Annotated in this window: 20 protein-coding genes and 1 tRNA gene; 13 read left to right on the top strand and 8 right to left on the bottom strand. The window is 64.6% G+C overall.

Features of this window, described 5'->3' with window-relative positions; genetic code table 11:
- Positions 1-73: 73 nt before the first annotated feature.
- The 10 genes from AC0IY1_RS12740 (at position 74) to AC0IY1_RS12695 (ending at position 10,717) form a co-directional block, all read left to right on the top strand.
- Entirely contained in the window at positions 74-784 is a 711-nt protein-coding gene (locus tag AC0IY1_RS12740; protein WP_471769969.1) for a DUF1013 domain-containing protein, read from the top strand.
- 337 nt (positions 785-1,121) lie between these two features.
- Complete coding sequence (rpsA, locus tag AC0IY1_RS12735) at positions 1,122-2,852, top strand: 30S ribosomal protein S1 (RefSeq protein ID WP_055959112.1); 1,731 nt, start codon at positions 1,122-1,124, stop codon at positions 2,850-2,852.
- A gap of 522 nt (positions 2,853-3,374) precedes the next feature.
- Entirely contained in the window at positions 3,375-4,361 is a 987-nt protein-coding gene (gene sppA / locus AC0IY1_RS12730) for a signal peptide peptidase SppA (protein WP_055959110.1), read from the top strand.
- A 46-nt stretch (positions 4,362-4,407) separates the two neighbouring features.
- Complete coding sequence (gene ihfB / locus AC0IY1_RS12725) at positions 4,408-4,719, top strand: integration host factor subunit beta (protein ID WP_055959108.1); 312 nt, start codon at positions 4,408-4,410, stop codon at positions 4,717-4,719.
- Positions 4,720-4,756: 37 nt separating this feature from the next.
- A complete protein-coding gene (locus AC0IY1_RS12720) occupies positions 4,757-5,131 on the top strand; it encodes a LapA family protein (RefSeq protein WP_055959105.1) in 375 nt (124 codons plus the stop codon).
- 77 nt (positions 5,132-5,208) lie between these two features.
- Positions 5,209-5,850: a phosphoribosylanthranilate isomerase gene (locus AC0IY1_RS12715; protein ID WP_055959201.1), complete on the top strand. Its 642-nt coding sequence runs from the start codon at positions 5,209-5,211 to the stop codon at positions 5,848-5,850.
- A 147-nt stretch (positions 5,851-5,997) separates the two neighbouring features.
- Positions 5,998-7,239 (top strand): tryptophan synthase subunit beta, encoded by a 1,242-nt coding sequence (gene trpB, locus AC0IY1_RS12710; protein ID WP_055959198.1) that lies wholly within the window; start codon positions 5,998-6,000, stop codon positions 7,237-7,239.
- Positions 7,240-7,350: 111 nt separating this feature from the next.
- Positions 7,351-7,427, top strand: a tRNA-Met gene (locus AC0IY1_RS12705).
- A gap of 204 nt (positions 7,428-7,631) precedes the next feature.
- Positions 7,632-8,954: a tyrosine-type recombinase/integrase gene (locus AC0IY1_RS12700; protein WP_471769966.1), complete on the top strand. Its 1,323-nt coding sequence runs from the start codon at positions 7,632-7,634 to the stop codon at positions 8,952-8,954.
- Between the two features lie 1,007 nt (positions 8,955-9,961).
- Positions 9,962-10,717, top strand: a complete 756-nt coding sequence (locus AC0IY1_RS12695) for a histidine kinase (protein ID WP_471769964.1) — start codon at positions 9,962-9,964, stop codon at positions 10,715-10,717.
- 41 nt (positions 10,718-10,758) lie between these two features.
- Here the strand turns inward: AC0IY1_RS12695 and AC0IY1_RS12690 are convergent, their stop codons facing one another.
- The 7 genes from AC0IY1_RS12690 to AC0IY1_RS12660 form a co-directional block, all read right to left on the bottom strand.
- Positions 10,759-12,084: a polyhydroxyalkanoate depolymerase gene (locus tag AC0IY1_RS12690; protein ID WP_471769962.1), complete on the bottom strand. Its 1,326-nt coding sequence runs from the start codon at positions 12,082-12,084 to the stop codon at positions 10,759-10,761.
- A gap of 621 nt (positions 12,085-12,705) precedes the next feature.
- Complete coding sequence (locus AC0IY1_RS12685; protein ID WP_471769960.1) at positions 12,706-12,966, bottom strand: hypothetical protein; 261 nt, start codon at positions 12,964-12,966, stop codon at positions 12,706-12,708.
- 43 nt (positions 12,967-13,009) lie between these two features.
- Positions 13,010-13,282, bottom strand: coding sequence for a hypothetical protein (locus AC0IY1_RS12680; RefSeq protein WP_471769958.1), 273 nt, complete (start codon positions 13,280-13,282; stop codon positions 13,010-13,012).
- 47 nt (positions 13,283-13,329) lie between these two features.
- Positions 13,330-14,316, bottom strand: a complete 987-nt coding sequence (locus AC0IY1_RS12675) for an aldo/keto reductase (RefSeq protein WP_471769956.1) — start codon at positions 14,314-14,316, stop codon at positions 13,330-13,332.
- Between the two features lie 599 nt (positions 14,317-14,915).
- Positions 14,916-15,911, bottom strand: a complete 996-nt coding sequence (locus AC0IY1_RS12670) for a caspase family protein (protein WP_471769955.1) — start codon at positions 15,909-15,911, stop codon at positions 14,916-14,918.
- Positions 15,912-15,914: 3 nt separating this feature from the next.
- On the bottom strand, positions 15,915-16,304 hold the full coding sequence (locus AC0IY1_RS12665) for a TIR domain-containing protein (protein WP_471769952.1): 390 nt from the start codon (positions 16,302-16,304) through the stop codon (positions 15,915-15,917).
- Between the two features lies 1 nt (position 16,305).
- Positions 16,306-16,794, bottom strand: a complete 489-nt coding sequence (locus AC0IY1_RS12660) for a hypothetical protein (protein ID WP_471769950.1) — start codon at positions 16,792-16,794, stop codon at positions 16,306-16,308.
- A 329-nt stretch (positions 16,795-17,123) separates the two neighbouring features.
- On the opposite strand from AC0IY1_RS12660, the gene AC0IY1_RS12655 reads away from it, so the two are divergent.
- The gene (locus tag AC0IY1_RS12655) at positions 17,124-17,336 is read left to right on the top strand and encodes a hypothetical protein (protein ID WP_471769949.1); all 213 of its coding nucleotides are present in this window, start codon (positions 17,124-17,126) and stop codon (positions 17,334-17,336) included.
- Positions 17,333-17,902, top strand: coding sequence for a hypothetical protein (locus AC0IY1_RS12650; protein ID WP_471769948.1), 570 nt, complete (start codon positions 17,333-17,335; stop codon positions 17,900-17,902). The genes AC0IY1_RS12655 and AC0IY1_RS12650 overlap by 4 nt, the downstream gene beginning before the upstream one ends.
- Here AC0IY1_RS12650 and AC0IY1_RS12645 read toward each other — a convergent pair.
- Positions 17,793-18,089 (bottom strand): DUF3768 domain-containing protein, encoded by a 297-nt coding sequence (locus AC0IY1_RS12645; RefSeq protein WP_471770011.1) that lies wholly within the window; start codon positions 18,087-18,089, stop codon positions 17,793-17,795. The two genes, AC0IY1_RS12650 and AC0IY1_RS12645, sit on opposite strands and share 110 nt — an antisense overlap.
- Here AC0IY1_RS12645 and AC0IY1_RS12640 point away from each other — a divergent pair.
- Positions 18,024-18,233, top strand: coding sequence for a hypothetical protein (locus AC0IY1_RS12640; RefSeq protein WP_471770014.1), 210 nt, complete (start codon positions 18,024-18,026; stop codon positions 18,231-18,233). The two genes, AC0IY1_RS12645 and AC0IY1_RS12640, sit on opposite strands and share 66 nt — an antisense overlap.
- Positions 18,234-18,284: the final 51 nt, after the last annotated feature.

Raw genomic sequence — 18,284 nt, 5'->3', positions numbered from 1 at the left:
CGAGGCCGGAGCGAGCGACGCCCTGTCGGCGGCGCCCCGGACCCGTCCCGCACGAACCTGTTGGAGTCACCCGATGTCGCAAGGCCCGCTGATGCCGAAGGCCACCGCCGTATGGCTGGTGGAGAACACCTCGCTGGCCTTCGAGCAGATCGCCGATTTCTGCAAGCTGCACCCCCTCGAGGTGAAGGGCATCGCCGACGGCGAGGTCGCCGCGGGCATCAAGGGCCTCGATCCGATCACCACCGGCCAACTCACCCGCGACGAGATCGAGAAGGCGCAGAAGAGCCCGAACTACAAGCTCAAGGTCGCGGTCTCGAAGGTGAAGCTGCCCGAGGTCAAGCGGACCACCAAGGGCCCGCGCTACACGCCCCTCTCCCGCCGCCAGGACCGCCCGAACGCCATCCTCTGGCTGCTGCGCAACCACCCCGAGCTCAAGGACGCGCAGATCATCCGCCTCGTCGGCACCACCAAGTCGACGATCCAGCAGATCCGCGAGCGCACCCATTGGAATTCCGGCTCCCTGCAGCCGATGGACCCGGTGACCCTCGGTCTCTGCACCCAGATCGACCTGGATTTCGAGGTTCAGCGCTCGGCCAAGGACCGGCCGGCCAACATGCCGGTGGACGGCGGCGCGACGCTGCTGCCGACCGAGGTGTCGACGGCGACCGACTACACCGAGGCGGACGAGCATCACCGCAGCGCCCGCGACGAGAAGCTCAACGCCGATTCGGTGTTCGCGAAGCTCAAGGGCATGCGCAACACCGAGGACGACGACGAGGACTGACCCGCCCCGTACGCGCCGCGCCGACCGATCCCCGCAGCCTGGCCGCGGGGATTTTTCGTTTGCGAGACCGAAGCGGGCCGGGCACCCGGCCCATTGCCGGACGTCCGGCAATCCGCTATGCAACCGCCGTTCTCCGAAGGGATTCCACGAGGCTCGGCTGTCCCGCCGGGCCCCGCCCCGTTTGGAGGATCACTCTCGACCATCGTTTGAGAATGCGTCGGCCCTCCTCCGGGAGGTTGAGCCCGTCGGGTCCGTGACCCCGGGTGGCGACGTCGAGGGTGTCCCGTCACACGAGCCGCCGATGCCGGCCTCCCGATGAGGCCTGTCAGGAGACAGAATGACCGCTGGTAACGCCCTGCAGCGTAGCCCGAGCCGCGACGATTTCGCCGCTCTTCTCGAGGAGTCCTTCCTCGAACACGAGATCACCGAAGGGTCCGTCGTCAAGGGTCGCGTCGTCGCGATCGAGAAGGACGTGGCCGTCATCGACATCGGCGCCAAGACGGAAGGCCGTGTCGCCCTCAAGGAATTCAACGGCCCCGGCCGCGAAGGCGAGCTCGCCGTCGGCGACGAGGTCGAGGTCTATGTCGACCGCATCGAGAATGCGCTCGGCGAGGCCGTCATCTCGCGCGACAAGGCGCGCCGCGAGGAGAGCTGGGTCAAGCTCGAGAAGGCCTTCGAGGCCAACGAGCGCGTCACCGGCGCGATCTTCAACCAGGTCAAGGGCGGCTACACCGTCGACCTCGACGGCGCCGTGGCGTTCCTGCCGCGCTCCCAAGTCGACATCCGCCCCGTGCGCGACGTCACCCCGCTGCTGGGCACCCCGCAGCCGTTCCAGATCCTCAAGATGGATCGTCGCCGCGGCAACATCGTCGTGTCGCGCCGGACCGTCCTCGAGGAGAGCCGCGCCGAGCAGCGCTCCGAGCTGGTGGCCAACCTCGAGGAAGGCCAGGTCATCGACGGCGTCGTCAAGAACATCACCGAGTACGGCGCCTTCGTCGATCTCGGCGGCATCGACGGCCTGCTCCACGTCACCGACATGGCGTGGCGCCGCGTGAACCACCCGTCGGAGGTCGTGACCATCGGCCAGACGGTCAAGGTCAAGATCATCAAGATCAACCACGAGACCCACCGCATCTCCCTCGGCATCAAGCAGCTGCTGGCCGATCCGTGGGAGGGCATCGCCCAGCGCTACCCGGTCGACGCCAAGCTCAAGGGCCGCGTGACCAACATCACCGACTACGGCGCCTTCGTGGAACTGGAGCCGGGCATCGAAGGCCTGATCCACGTCTCCGAGATGTCCTGGACGAAGAAGAACGTCCACCCGGGCAAGATCGTCTCCACCTCGCAGGAAGTGGAAGTGCAGATCCTTGAGGTCGATCCGGTCAAGCGCCGCATCTCGCTCGGCCTCAAGCAGACCCTCCAGAACCCCTGGGAGGCGTTCGCCCAGCAGCATCCGGTGGGCTCCGAGGTCGAGGGCGAGGTCAAGAACAAGACCGAGTTCGGCCTGTTCATCGGCCTCGACGGCGATGTCGACGGCATGGTCCACCTGTCGGATCTCGACTGGAACCGTCCCGGCGAGCAGGTCATCGAGGAGTTCAAGAAGGGCGACATGCTGCGCGCCCAGGTTCTCGACGTCGACGTCGAGAAGGAGCGCATCTCGCTCGGCGTGAAGCAGCTCGGCGGCGACCCCTTCACGGAAGCCGGCGACCTCAAGAAGGGTCAGATCGTGACCTGCGAAGTGGTGGACGTGAAGGATTCGGGCGTTGACGTGAAGATCGTCGACACCGACCTGACGACCTTCATCCGCCGGGCCGAGCTCGCCCGCGACCGCGGCGACCAGCGCCCCGAGCGCTTCGCCGCCGGCGAGAAGTTCGATGCCCGCGTGATCCAGTTCGACCGCAAGGCGCGCCGGGTCCAGCTCTCGATCAAGGCCCTCGAGATGGCCGAAGAGAAGGAGGCGATGGCCCAGTTCGGTTCGACCGATTCGGGTGCCTCGCTCGGCGAGATCCTGGGCGCGGCCTTCAAGAAGGCCCGCACCAGCGACGACAAGGACGAGCCGCAGGACTAATCCGTCCCGCGTCGTCCCCGGTCCCTCGGGACCGGGGCGCCTCGCCTCGCCATCGACGCCCGCGCGGGATCGCCTCCCGCGCGGGCGTTTTTCGTTGCGCGGGCCCCCACCCCGGCGGCGGCGTGGGCCGGCCGTCAGCCCCTTGTCGGTCCCTATCCGGCAAGGCTAGAACACGGGCCCGGTGACGGCTCGGGCGCGGCGTCACGCCGGCGGGCGTGCGATGCGTCCGAGGCCGGGATGCGCCGAAGGCCGAGAACCGCCAAAGGCCAAGAACCGCCGAAGACCGACACGTCCCGAAGTTCGATAAGTCCCGAAGGCCGACACGTCCCGAAGGCGACAAGTCCCAAAGGCCGATAAGTCCCAAAGGCTTGATGCAAATGGGCGGGGAGTGTGGGACAAGGTTCGGCGCGCGGGCGGAGGCCGGCGCGCACCGGCCGGGAGACCGGAACGCGACGCCCGGGACCCTGGCGTCCGAAAACCATCAGCCGGCCGAGCCGGCACGTGAGGGAGCGTAACCAGCGCATGGCCGCGGATGCCGAACTTCTGATCGATCGCCGGCGCCTGCGCCGCAAGCTCTCCCTCTGGCGCGTCCTCGGCATCGGCGGCCTCGTGGTCGCGGTCGGGGCGGTCGGCCTGCGGGTTCGCAGTGGCGGCGAGGCCCTCGGTCTCGGCAGTGTCCGTCCGCAGATCGCCCGGATCTCGGTGGGCGGCTTCATCGCCGGCAGCGAATCCACCACCAAGCTGATCGAGCGCGTCCGCGACGCGAGCGCCGTGCAGGGCGTCGTGGTGTCGATCTCCTCGCCGGGCGGCACCACCACCGGCTCCGAGGAACTCTACCGCAACCTGCGGGCGCTCGCCGAGAAGAAGCCCATGGTGGCCTTCGTCGACGGCACCGCCGCCTCCGGCGCCTACATCGCGGCCATCGCCGCCGACCACATCGTCGCGCGCGAGACCGCCCTGGTGGGCTCCATCGGCGTCCTGTTCCAGTATCCGGACCTGTCAGGCCTCCTCGACAAGGTCGGGGTCAAGGTCGAGTCCGTGAAGTCCGCGCCCCTCAAGGCCGAGCCGTCGGGTTTCACGCCCACCTCGCCCGAGGCCCGCGCCGCCCTCGCGGCCGTCGTCGGCGACACCTATGCGTGGTTCAAGGGCCTCGTGGCCGACCGGCGCAAGATGACCGAGAAGGAACTCGCCACCGTCTCCGACGGCCGGGTGTTCAGCGGCCGCCAGAGCGTCCCGCTCAAGCTGGTGGACGGCCTCGGCGGCGAGCGGCAGGCCATCGCCTGGCTCGAATCCGAGCGCGGCGTCGCCAAGGACCTGCCCGTGCTGGACTGGAAGCCGAAGGCCAAGAGCGATTTCCGCCTGTGGTCGGCCCTCGGCCTCGGGGCCGACCTCGTCGGGCTCGACGGCGTCGCGGCGCGCCTGCGTCAGGTCGGCGACGAGACGTCGGGCCTGGCCCAGGGCGGACTCCTGGTCCTCTGGCGGCCCGGTCCCGCGGACGCCGCCCGCTGAGGGTCCGCGCCACCCCATTCGTGGATGACTTCGTGAAGGCCCTCCCATGATCAAGTCGGAGCTCGTGCTCAAGATCGCCGAGCAGAACCCGCATCTCTACCAGCGGGACGTCGAGACCCTGGTGAACGCGATCCTGGACACCATCGCGGATGCCCTGGCCCGCGGCGACCGGGTCGAGTTGCGCGGCTTCGGCGCCTTCTCGGTGAAGCGCCGCGATGCGCGGCGCGGGCGCAACCCGCGGACGGGTGCGGCCGTTGCCGTCTCGGAGAAGGCCATCCCCGTGTTCAAGACGGGCAAGGAGATGCGCCTGCGCCTCAACGAGGCCGGCATCGGGGACGGCGAGGCCGCCGCGTCCTGATCCGCCCCGTTTCCTACGCTGCTCGGAGTTCGACTCGATGATCCGCTTCCTCAAGGGCTTGGTGCTGCTTCCCGTGGCGATCCTGGTGGTCGCCTTCGCGGTGGCCAACCGCGATGCGGTGCGGGTCTCCTTCGATCCCCTCTCGCCCGACATGCCGGTCTTCAGCGCGACGCTGCCGCTCTACCTGCTGCTGTTCATCGCGGTGGCCCTCGGGGTGCTGCTCGGCGGCTGCGGGGCCTGGCTCGGGCAGTCGCGCACCCGCCGCACCAGCGCCGAGCGCCGGCGCGAGATCCGCCGCCTGGAGGGCGAGACCGCCCGTCTCAAGACCTACGCGCCGGCCCCGACCCATGAGGGGCCGAACGGCATCTACCGCAACGCCTCCGACCGCGTCGCCCTGCCGGCGCCGCGCTGAGCGCGGCGGCCGACCCGCGGGCCTCGACACCGCAGATTTGGAAACCGCAGATTCCGAAACCGCAGACCTCGAAACCCATGTCCGCCATCGCGATCAAGATCTGCGGGCTCAGCACGGCGGCGACCCTCGACGCCGCCCTGGAGGCCGGTGCCGATCTCGTCGGGTTCGTGCACTTCCCCAGGAGCCCCCGCCACGTGGACCTGGAGACCGGCCGCGCCCTCTCGGCGCGCGCGAAGGGCCGGACCGAGCGGGTGGTGCTCCTCGTCGACCCGGACGACGCTGCGGTGGCGGCCGCCGTCGAGGCCCTCGACCCGGACTGGATCCAGCTCCACGGCCGCGAGACGCCCGAGCGCGTGGCGGCCATCCGCGCCGCGACGGGTCGCCGGGTGATGAAGGCGATCGGGGTCGCCGGCGCGGCGGATCTCGACGCGGTGACCGCCTTCGCGGGCCGGGCCGACCGCATCCTCCTCGACGCCAAGGCGCCCCCGGGTGCGGCGCTGCCCGGCGGCAACGGCCACGCCTTCGACTGGGACCTTCTGGGGGGTGCCGTTCTCCCGGCGGATTACATGCTCTCGGGCGGCCTCACCCCCGACACCGTGGCGACGGCGCTCGCCCGCACCGGCGCGCGCGCCGTCGACGTCTCGTCGGGCGTCGAGACCGGTCCGGGCGAGAAATCGGCGGCGCGGATCGCCGCCTTCATCGCGGCGGCGCGGGGCTGAGGGGGCAGGGGACGCGCGCCCGTGAGCGCCTTGCTTTCCGCGCCGAAAGGCCCTGAATTCGCGATTCGACGCGTTGGCCGCATTGTCGGCGCCCCCCGTGCGGGTCTAGGCCTATCGACAAACGCAGCTCTGACAAGGACCATGCCCGTGACCATCGCTCCCCCTCCGAACTCGTTCCGCAACGGCCCGGACGAGCGCGGCCGCTTCGGCATCTTCGGCGGACGCTTCGTGGCCGAGACGCTGATGCCGCTGATCCTGGACCTGGAAGCGGCCTACACGGCCGCGAAGGCGGACCCGGCCTTCCAGGCCGAGATGAACAGCCACCTGACCCACTATGTCGGCCGGCCGAGCCCGCTCTACTACGCCGAGCGGATGACGGAGCACCTGCGCGCGCAGGCCGCCCCGGGGCAGGGCGCGAAGATCTTCTTCAAGCGTGACGAGCTGAACCACACCGGCTCGCACAAGGTGAACAACGTGCTCGGCCAGATCATGCTGGCGCGCCGCATGGGCAAGCCGCGCATCATCGCCGAGACCGGCGCCGGCCAGCACGGCGTCGCCACCGCCACCCTCTGCGCCCGCTTCGGCCTGAAATGCGTGGTCTACATGGGCGCCGTCGATGTGGCGCGCCAGGCGCCCAACGTGTTCCGCATGAAGATGCTCGGCGCCGAGGTGGTGCCGGTTCAGTCCGGGACCAAGACCCTGAAGGACGCGATGAACGAGGCCCTGCGCGACTGGGTCACCAACGTCGCCGACACCTTCTACTGCATCGGCACGGTGGCGGGGCCGCACCCCTACCCGGCGATGGTGCGCGACTTCCAGTCGATCATCGGCCGCGAGACGAAGCAGCAGATGCTGGAGATGGAGGGCCGCCTGCCGGATTCCCTCGTCGCCTGCATCGGCGGCGGGTCCAACGCCATGGGCCTGTTCCACCCCTTCCTCGACGATCCCGACGTGGCGATGTACGGCGTCGAGGCGGCGGGTCACGGCATCTCCAGCGGCCTGCACGCGGCCTCGCTGTCGGGCGGCAAGCCCGGCGTGCTCCACGGCAACCGCACCTACCTGCTGCAGGATGGCGACGGCCAGATCGCGGACGCGCACTCGATCTCGGCCGGCCTGGACTACCCGGGCATCGGTCCCGAGCACGCCTGGCTGCACGAGGCCGGCCGCGTCACCTATCTCTCGGCCACGGACAACGAGGCGCTGGAAGCCTTCAAGATGTGCTCGATGCTGGAGGGCATCATCCCGGCCCTGGAGCCGGCCCACGCCCTGGCCAAGGTCCAGGAACTGGCGCCGCAGAAGCCGCAGGATCACCTCCTGGTGGTCAACCTCTGCGGACGTGGCGACAAGGACATCCCCCAGGTCGCCGAGATCCTCGGCACCCGGCTCTGACGTTCCCACGGGGCCGGCCATTTTCTCCGGGCGGACCCCGTTGACACCTCACGGCGGGGTTCCCTATACCGCCGATCTCATCGCGGCCACGTTCTTCGGCGGCCGCGGTCTGGCGGGGTAGCTCAGCTGGTTAGAGCAGAGGAATCATAATCCTTGTGTCGGCGGTTCAAATCCGTCCCTCGCTACCAAGATTTAAGCCTGCTAGGTCAATGACTTAGCAGGCTTTTTCTTTGCTCTTTGAGCAGCGGGAAAAAGGCTATAAATCCTAGAGCGGCCCTAGCGCAGCCGAAAAAATTGTCGTGCGCGCGTAACGGTTTGCTGGGGGCTCAGAAAGCACCCTAGCGCACTTCTAGCGCAGTCCTCCGCACCGCAGTAACCAGACAGGGCGCATCGTGAGCACCCCCAGCAGCCCCCAAGCTGAGCGCTACCAGCTGTTCCAGCGCACAGGCAGCACGAAGTGGCAGATGCGCTTCAGCGTGCGAGGGCAGGGGCAGCTGAAGCGATCCCTAGACACGGACGACCGTGGGGAGGCTGAGCGCCGCGCTGATGCCATCTGGTACGAGGCCACCTACAGGGCCAAGCAGGGTCTCACCGCCCGTGCACACGGCTTTGAGGCCGTAGCTGAGGAGTTCATCGCGCAGATCCTGCGGGAGGTGGAGCGGGGCGAGCGCCGAGCGGATCAGGGCAAGAGCGAGCCTGCGATGATTCGGCGGTTCTTCATCGGCTTCTTTGGCTCCAAGCCGGTTGATGCCATCACGGACACGGACCTGGAGCGCTACGCGGAGTGGCGGCGCACTTACTGGACCGAGGGCCCCGGCAAGCTCATCGAGCATATCGAGTACGAGCGTGACGGGCACCGTCTGCGCCGGCCCGTGCGGCGCTCAGCGCCATCCCTGAGCCGGCAGCGCGGTGAGGCGGTGGTGCTGCGTGCGCTGCTACGCTGGGCCTCGCGGCAGGGCTACCTGAAGACACCACCGGAGATCACCATCAAGGCGCGACGCTCACCCGATAACCGGCGGCCCAGCTTTGAGCCCCATGAATTTGCCCGGCTGGAAGCGGTGAGCCTGAGCCGGCTGGTGGATCCCGTCATGGACGGCACGGGCGCTCTGGTGAACGCCACCGACCGGCGCAGCTGGCGTATCAAGCGGCTGGATGACCACACCCGGCGCGATCGCACACTGCTGCACGCATATGTGATGATCGGCGCGTACTCGGGTCTCCGTCCCACGGAGATGTACAATCTCACCTGGGGTGACGTGCTGGGCTACCGAGCGGGCAGGGGCAAGCCGGTGGATCAGCGGGACATCCGGCTACAGGTGCGAGGCAAGGGCAAGAGCGGCAAGGCCATTCCGCAGAAGGCGGCGATCCCGTGGTTTGACACCCTGTGGATGCTGTTCGAGCGGAGTCTCGGCCGTGAGCCCTTGGACACCGATCCGGTGTTTGCGAGTGAGCAGGGCAAGCGCGTGAGCTCAGTGGCCAACGGCTTCACCGAACTCCTCAAGGCCGCGGGCTTGGAACGGGACCATAGGGGCATCAAGCGCACACCATACTCACTGCGCCACTTCTACATCAGCGAGCAGCTGGCGAACGGCGCTGAGGTGATGGACGTAGCCCGCAACTGCCGCACATCCCTCGTGATGATCGACAAACATTATGGGCAGGTGCGGCTGGAACGTGTGGCGGACCGGCTTCGTCCGGAGTGGACGCGCGCCTGACCAGGACAGCAGCGAAGCCCCAGCAAACCTGATCTACAGCTAGAATGCGTCACATATTTCAGCCATTCCCGGCTGCGCGGCGAGAGTTAGTTTTCGAACATCGATACCCGGGATGGCTCCTGCTTCCGATATTGGGGGGCTTGTGAACATAACAGACCAGAAAGCAATGGTAGCCACACACACCGCTGCTGCGAACAGAGTCGACCTGCGCATCGGACAATCCTCTTCACGATAGTTGAATATAAAACCGATCATATTCTCAAATTTGAGCAGTATCTTGACTTTTGCCAATTTACTTAGAGCTAGAAGAGCCCACCTGGGTCTGCGCTGATCTTAATGTCATCGCAGATGTAGAGACTGCGAGTGAGCCCTGACGATCTCGTTCAAGCGTCGCTGCCTCAATGATCGCGAACGGGCTTTCGGCATCGGCCAAAGCGGATACCGTTGATCCGATGGCCGGCATCTGAGACTGGGTGAAGAGCGCGACTGCCGCGAAGAATCCCCAGGTAGTCACAAGCAGAATGGATAGATCCTGGTCTCGCATCGGGATCTCCCCGTCAAACGATTTACAAGAACCTAGCCACCTCAGAGCGGAGTACCTCCTCCATTCGGAGGATGTTTCAATCGAATATTGTATTCCGAAAAATTGATAAATGAGGTTTGTTGCAGCCGGGAAGGATGATGCTTGAAGGTGCATCGCTCACAATTCCGTCATCATTCCCGTTGCCGCAGCATCTGGTTTGTGCAACGAAGCAATGTCCGTGCAAAGCGATGCGGGAGAGCCCAGGTTGGTGTGAGCCAGCCATGGCGTCGAAGAGCGACCGCCCCCGGGAGCTCTGAGGCACAATCTCGTAGCGTTGGACGATCTGGAGTGCGACGCAGTGCGCGTCACCGACGAGCCACTTTGCTCTCATGAGGGCAAAACGGCTCGCTGGCACCCGCGACAGAGGGGGGCGACCGAAGTGCTTGGTGCGGGCATTTCGTGCCCGCCGGTCGAGGAGTTCGCCATGTTTCCTGATGACGACGAGTTCGAGTTCGTTGGTCCAGATCGCGGCTGGAACTACGAGCCCTCACGCGCCGAATTGTTCAAGCATTTCAAATCGCCTGTTTACACGACCGATGCGGACGGCTGGCTAACCTACTACAACGATGCGGCGGCCGAGCTTTGGGGCTACCACCCGGAACTCGGTAAGACCCGCTGGTGCGGATCTTGGCGCATCTTCACCACCGATGGCGCTCCCCTGCCGCTCGACCAGTGCCCGATGGCTGTGGCGATCAAGGAAGGGCGATTGGTCCGTGGCGTTCAGGCTGTGCTGGAGCGGCCGGATGGCACACGTATTCCGTTCATGCCCTATCCCACCCCACTGCGGGACGCGTTCGGAGCCTTGGTGGCGGCCTCCAATCAGCTAATTCGGATCACCAATCTAAGCCGGCAGAACCAGTCGGACGAACCTAGCGAGGACGGGCAGGAACCCGGTGCGGACGATCTAACGCGGGACCTCCAGTCTACCCTGGCCGCGCGGGCCGATGTCGAGTTCGAGTACCGCATGGACTGCGAACGCCTCGAGGAGTGGACCGGCCCTACCGCTGAGAAGAGGACGATCCTGTATCAGCTTGAGCAGAAGCGCGAGCGGCGGCGTGCGACCCTGGACCGACACCTGGAGCAGCTACAGCAGCGCACAACTGAAGTGATGGCTTCCGGTCAGTCGACAGCGCCAGCCTGGATGCGTGCTTTCTGGCCGCAACCAACGTCGCTACACTGACCATGCGGTTCACTGAGGCTGCGGTTTGGGCCTGTACCTCATCAGAGGTGCAGGGCTGCTGGCACGCCGGTGGAGGCGTGCGCTGCACCTGCAACGAAGGCCGGGACGAGCGGCAATGCACCACCCTTACGCTGCACCGCCTCTGCGACCGAAACGAGGCGGATCTCCGGTCGGCTTTCTGCTCCGTTGCTGTGAGCCGCGATGAACGCGCTGATCTTCGGGACGATCTCGGCCCGGAAACGCGAGCCGTTGAAGATGCCGTAGTGACCCGCTCCCATCTGGAGATGGTAGGCTTTGTTCGCAGGCGAAAGGTTCGGCGTCAGCTCCAGAGCCGCGCGCGTCTGGCCGATGCCTGTGATGTCGTCCTTCTCGCCCTCGATCGCCATTAAGGCACAACGGCGGATCGCGGTGAGATCCGCCGGTCGACCACGATGCAGCATCTCGCCCTTCGGCAGACGATGCTCGATGAACACGCTCTCGATGGTCTGGAGATAGTACTCCGCCGTGAGGTCCATCACTGCAAGGTACTCGTCGTAGAACTCGCGGTGCTTTGCGGCCGAGTCGCCATCGCCCTGCACGAGATGATCGAACATGTCCCAATGCGCGGTCCGATGCCGGTCGAGGTTCATGCTGAGGAAGCCGGCCAACTGGAGAAAGCCAGGGTACACCTTTCGTCCGTGGCCAACCTGCGGCCACGGAACGGGATGGATGCAGTGCTGCTCGAACCATTCGATGGCGTGTTCCTGGGGGAGCTTGTTCACTGCGGTTGGCGAGCGGCGGGTGTCGATAGGTCCGCCGACTAGCACCGCCGAGCGGGGCACCGACGGGTGATCGTCCGCCTCCATGCGGGCGATGGCAGCAAGAACCGGGACCGAGGGCTGACACACCGCCATCACGTTCAGGTCAGGCCCGAGCGCCTCGAACATGGCCATGCAGTAATCGATGTAGTCGTCTAGATCGAAGGCGCCGGCTGACTGGGGCACCTGCTTGGCGTCAGCCCAATCGGTGATGAACACCTGATGCGTGTCGAGGAACGCGCTTACGGTGCCTCGGAGCAGCGTCGCGTAATGGCCGGAGAGTGGGGCCACCAGGAGCAGCTTCGGCTTGTTTGAAGGCTCACCGAAGGCGATGACGCGGCAGAAGGGTTTCTCCCAGACGACGCGCTCGGCCGCAGGCAGGTTGAAGCTGGGCTTGGCGTAGCTGCGGGTCGTGCGCTCGAACATCTCGCAAGAGGCAGCCATGGCGCGGCTGCTCGAGGTGTAGGCAAGCGGGTTGAAGGGGTTCTGACAAGCTGTCTTGGCAACGCTGGCTGCCATGCGCGCGGGCATGAGCATCAGATCGCAGGCGTCACGCATCAGGTACAGCATACGGGTCATCCCTTCCGGCTTGCCAGGATCGGAGCCGCTCGTCCGATGTTGCTTAACGCTCCGGCACTATGTTGCGTTGCCTGCAGGCAGCGATGCCCTGTTCTTAAGCAGCCAGTGCAGAGGTATACCGTGCGTTGTCGGTGAGGTTCCCCAACTTTCGAGGAGGTGAGCGGGAAGCTAATAAGTGGTGCGTTCAGGCAACATACTGCAATGAGCCGCCGTCACCGCTGAGAGAGCATCGAAAGTGTTCCGTCACAAAAGGATCCGGTCTTCGCGAGGGAGCAGGGCAAGCGCATCACCTGGGTCGGTAATGGCTTTACGGAGCTCCTCAAGGCTGCTGGTCTGGAGCGGGATCACCGCGGCATCAGGCGCACGCCGTATTTGCTGCGCACCTCGACATCAGCGAGCAGCACGCGAATGGCTCAGAGGCGATGCATGTGGCCTGGAACTGTCGCACGTCCCTTGTGATGGTCGACAAGCACTACGGGCAGGTGCGGCTTGAGCGTGTGGTGGACCGACTGCGCCCGGAATGGACCCGCGCCTGATCCTCAGCAGCTGACGGCGGCAAACCACAGGGACGACCCAGAGTGTTAGATCTGACCCGCTGAGATCCGATGAGGCTTACTGCACCAATCCACCCACTGGAGCCTGCAGCATGCGGAGCGCTTCGCCGAGCAAAGCATGAAGGTCGGAGACCGTCTGCAAGTCCATAGGAATGCCGACGCGCTGACGCTCCTGCGTTGGCACAACGATCACGGCGAGGTCCTCACCCATCAATATCTCAGCGCCTGGCACACAGAAGGGCAGCATGAAATCTCCCTCGATGGGTTCAGGAAATGCTTTCTCAGCACTCGTAGGTCGGAAGGGCTTGTGGTCGGCCATGCCGATCTCCGTCGCTCGGTGGAAGCGATTTTCTGACGTGCCTTCATTGCACGGTCTCACCGTCGGGCTTCAGATCACGCAGAGCCTCGCCTATCACTTGGTAGAGGGTCGAAAGGGCCTCATGCCCGAGGGGGACACCGAAGCGGTGTCCTTCAGCGGTTTTCAGGATGATGATGCCAACATCTTCACCCATGAGGATCCCAGCCCTGGCTTCACAGAGTGGGAGCAGGAAGGGGCCTTCTCCTTCGAACTCCACCTGCTCCGCCTCCTCCAGTGCGAAGAACTGATCCTGCTCGAAGCGGCTCTCAGCGGACATACTCACCTCCGGTTTTGTCGCGCTGATAAACAACCTCGGCCAAAGCCTCAGCGGTTCAGAGCCTGCATTTGCGGGGCTGCATAGCGTGTGCCGGCCGCCGCGCCCGATGGAACAGCCGCGTTGATCCGTGCCAGATCGTCGGCGGTGAGCGACACGTCGAGCGCGCCCAGGTTTTCCTCCAGGTATTTGCGCCGCTTGGTGCCCGGGATCGGTACAATGTCCTCGCCTTGCGCGAGCACCCAGGCCAAGGCCAGTTGCGCCGGCGTGCAGCCCTTGTCGACGGCAATCGCTCGGATTTCTGCGACCAGATCGAGGTTCTTCTGAAAGTTCTCGCCCTGAAAGCGCGGTGAGCTACGGCGGTAGTCGTCCTCGGCGAGATCCTCAGGCCGTTGGATCTGCCCGGTGAGGAAGCCACGGCCGAGGGGGCTGTAGGGAACGAACCCGATCCCCAACTCGCGCACGGTGGGCAGTATCCCGTCTTCAGGGTCGCGGCTCCAAAGCGAGTACTCAGTCTGAAGCGCTGCGATCGGGTGCACGGCGTGTGCTCGCCGGATCGTCTCAGGAGCCGCCTCCGAGAGACCCAAATGTTTGACCTTGCCCTCGCGCACGAGCTCAGCCATCGCGCCGACCGTGTCTTCGATCGGCGTGTTTGGGTCGACCCGGTGTTGGTAATAGAGGTCAATCACCTCGATGCCGAGCCGCTTCAGGCTGGCCTCACAGGCTTGGCGCACGTACTCCGGCCGGCCGTTCACACCCTGGAAGCTGCCGTCGGCGCCACGCACGTTGCCGAACTTGGTGGCGACGATCACCCACTCGGAGCGCTCCCGCACAACACGGCCAACGAGCTCCTCGTTGCGGCCAACGCCGTACATGTCCGCGGTATCAAGGAAGTTCACGCCAAGATCGAACGCGCAATGCAGCGTCGCCATGGACTCTGCATCGTCGCGACCGGCGTAGAAGTCTGACATTCCCATGCAGCCGAGGCCCAGGGCAGAGACCTCCAGGCCTGAGTTTCCGAGCTTGCGCGTTTTCATGAGAGCTCCTTTGGATGGAGGCCAGACAACTCGCCGCTTGGACAGGAGTTCGCCCTACCGGACTGCAGCGCCGGTCTAGATAGGTGCGTACTCAGCGATGGGAGCCCATCAAGGCCGCGGGCTTGAAGCGGCACCACAGGGGCATCAAACACACGCCGTACTCGCTGCGCCACTTTTACATCAGCGAACACCGGGCCAGCGGAGCTGAGATCATGGATGTGGCCCGCAACTGCCGGACATCGCTGGTGATGATCGACAAGCATTATGGCCAAGTACGGCTTGAACGCGTTGTGGATCGCCTCCGGCCGGAATGGACACGGGCCTGATTGAGGTCCGAAGGTGACCCATAGCGTGCCCTGGGAACATCTGCTCTCAGGCCCATGAGAAGACCGAACCGGACGACCGGAACAGGTCGGGACCCGTCCGTCCGCTCTACGTCTCGGTTGGATGGGAATCGGAAACCTGTTTAGCGAGTGACCTTCTGCCGGTCGGCGAGACCCGGGGTGGCGGAGATCACAGGGTAGGGCAGCACCCAACCTGCAGGCACTCGCCGAAGGCTGGGGACACCTTTTGACTGCAACCGGGGGCAACGTCCCAGCTTAAATCCTACCCATCTGCGCGAGCTTACGGTAATGCGCCCCAAGCGCGGACAAACGGCAGCCCGTCGAATTGATCGCGGCGTAGTACATGTGCTCAGCATCTACCGGCACAACTAGACTGTGCCGGTTACACAGTTGAAGCTCTTTAAATATACTGGCGTTCTTCTGGTTAACAGGAATACCCTTGAGCCACTGCGGTACATTCTCCCGGTCCGGCTCATACGACGGATCGAGTTTGAAGATCATGGCCGCGTCGGAAAAGTACTCGGGCAGACGCCGCAGCACTTCGTGTGGGATCTTCGGCGCAACGTTGCGCAGGGTCACGAACGTCTGGACGTTGGCCTTATAAACGGGGCGCTGTTCCCATGGTCCCAAGGTCTGGTCGATATGCGCGTAGACCGACGCCGGCGTGATCCGTCCGATCACATCGGCAGACCCGCCGCTCAGCCCATCGAGCAAAATGCCGGTAAACAGCCCATGACCGTCGTGTTCCGCAGCCGTCCCCTCACGGTGGGAGGCGGTCAGGATGGTTACGCCATTGCCGATAACCGAAGCCTGATGGGTGCCCGGGCCCAGTCCTTGGACCTCGCCGGCGTAGCCGGACTGGCAACTGTCCAGAATTATTACGCTCGATTTGACGCGCGGATAGGCTTGGTTGGCGAGTTGAAGAATGTCAGCGAGGGTCACCCCCCAGCTCGGCTTCTTCCCATCCTGGCTGACGATATAGCCTGCATTGGTCTCCGGGTTGATGATGCCGTGGCCGGCAAAAAAAAGCAGCGCCGTATCTGCGTCACCCGTGAAAAGGTCGGTGATAGCTTGCAGCAGCAGCTCGGCGCTCACGTCGAATTTGTCACTGGTCAGTAGCCGCACGGAGAAGTTGGGTGCCCCGTCGCCGTTCCGCTCCAGGAGCTGGGCGACCGCGGCGGCATCGTTCACGCAACCCTGGAGCGGGGCCCCATGATAATCGTCGATCCCGACGACAAGAGCCTTCTTCATCACTTAGCGTGCTCCTCCGATGAGCAACTTTAAGTTATCCCAGGTCCAATTGTACATCTTGTCACCACTGGTTGCGCACAACGGCTTGGTACATGTCTTGCCCGAATAACCTTTCAGGAGAAAGTAAGTCACGGCTTCTTCCTGCGCGATCTTCATCTCAGCGTTGACACCTGCCGCGGCATGCGTGTGCTCACCGCACATAACAATGACAGTATCGACGCTGCGGATGCGCGTCCTCGCCTTTGCCTTCCAATCGCCAGTCAGATGCTCCTTGATCGACCAGTCTGCCAGTTCGAAGGGGCTGTCGGCGTTCTTGGCTTGTCCGACGATTGCCGTCTTGAGGAATTCGTCGTGGTCGTAGTCAAAACTCACGAATACTCGCTTCTTGGCCATATTAAATTTCATCCTTGGTACGATGAATGCTACGCTCGATTGGATCGATAATGATGCTGTCCTTGCCCTGCCGCGTGGCGTAGGAGACAGCGTCGCCGGTGCCGCCGAGACCCGCCGCGGGCTTGCCATCCCAGATGGCAATTAGGAGGTCGCAATGGTCGACGATGTATCGGCCTGCGGCAAAGAACGCTTCTTCCGGGTCCGCCACGATTGCCAAGTTCAGGCGCTCGCACTGCGCGAGCAGCGCATGATAGCGAGTCAGGCCCTCGCCCTCGAAGAACCGGTCATAGTTGGGGATAGGAATGACAGCGAGCACAGGAATGCCTTGCGCCATCGCGCAGTGTGCGAACACTTGGTCGCTGCCTACGGCAAGCGACGTCAGTGCCTGGGTGACGCCTGCGAGCTTGGCCAGTTCATCACGGACCGTCGCATCAACCCATGCCCAGTCGATACCTGGCCTTGCTTGATGTCCGCTAACCCCCACTTTCACGGTTTAACCCCCTTACTGCTTCGTTGACGAGCAAAGTAGCGTGTTGCCAGTTTGTTCCGCGAACATTTTCCGCTAAGGTTCTTCGACATTAGCCGATTCATCCGTGAGTAGGAGAACTTTGTATGACCAAGGAGCGCAGCGGCAGTTCTCCCCCGCCTCAGCCGACCCATGCCAACGACGGCATGACATCGTCGATCCTCCAGCGTGGGCTGACGTCGGCCAACCTAAGCGGCGCCCTACGGCCGGCACCGGCGCCGTCAGTTTCTCCCGCCACGGCACCGGCTGCGTCGGCACCCACCCCTGTCGGGCCGAAGAAATAAGGGCCAGCCATGATCCCCAAGTTGCCGAACCTTAGCGTGCCGCACCTGAATGACCTGCTCAACCAGCATTTGAAGTTCAACGGCGGCATGACCTCCGACAACCTGCGGCGCAGTCTACCGCAGCGCCTCCTGCAGGCGGCGCTGGTGGCCCCGCCACAAGCTGACAGGCCGCAGGCACCGGCGCAGCCGCCGCAGCCTGCCAAGGGTAAGCCCGAGGAGTGAACCCGGTCCTCGACCCACTCAGGCAGACGGTCAGCACGATCTACGCGCTGTTTGACGAGAAGCAGTGGGCGGCCCTGTCCACGGTTGGCACGGTGCTGCAAGCACTCATTGCGCTGCTCGCCCTGATCTACGTCGGGGCCCAACTTAGAGCAGGACGTAAGACCGCAGATCTACAGTGCCTGCAGGAGATGTATCGCACCGTGACGGAACGCGAGCAGGCCCTACTGCAGGCGAGCGATACGCCCGCTTCCCATGAGGCGGCCTTCTTGGAGTTTGTGAACTACCTTGAGCTGCAGACCCTGGCGCTGCATGGCAATCTACTAGGGAAACATTCCCGTGAGATCATGCGGGAAAAGATCATCGACTCCCTGGCGACTTTCGAGACCCTGCCGGAATGGCAGTCACGTTTCATGGATGCCCGTTCAAGCGCCACAACCTTTAAGCATCTCTTCCGGTTCATCCGGCGCAACCGGAAGGCAATCGACGCTGTGAAGGACGGTATGCTGAAGCGCGCGAATGACGTGGGGGCCGCCCCGGAGGGCGGCCGGGAAGGCGTAGTGGGCTAGACTGGTCGGCGCGCACTGCGGTCAGCATCTGGACGGAGACCGCCGGGTTGGCGGCATCCAGCGAGTGCATAGCGAGCTGCAGGTCGAAGTAATCGATTTTCCAGAAGTGGCGTGTGCTCTGGTGCTCGACACTGCTGAAGTCGTGCTTGCCCTGAGGATCGTGGTCGGCGCCCGCACGGAGGAGCAGCTGAAACAGAATATCGCTACGATCGGCTGGACCCTGGCGCCCGAGGTCGCCCGTCTCGACGCGGCGAGCCAAGAAACGCCGATCTATCCCTACTGGCACCAGAAGGGGTTCGACGAGCGCAATCCCAAGCCAACTGTCTGGTGAGGCGTGGGACGTTGTTCGGAGGCGGCACCGGCCGCCTCTGAAGCCAGGGGT

The sequence above is a fragment of the Methylobacterium sp. AC690 genome, from assembly GCF_979256535.1.
This window is presented reverse-complemented; position numbering and strand designations above follow the sequence as displayed.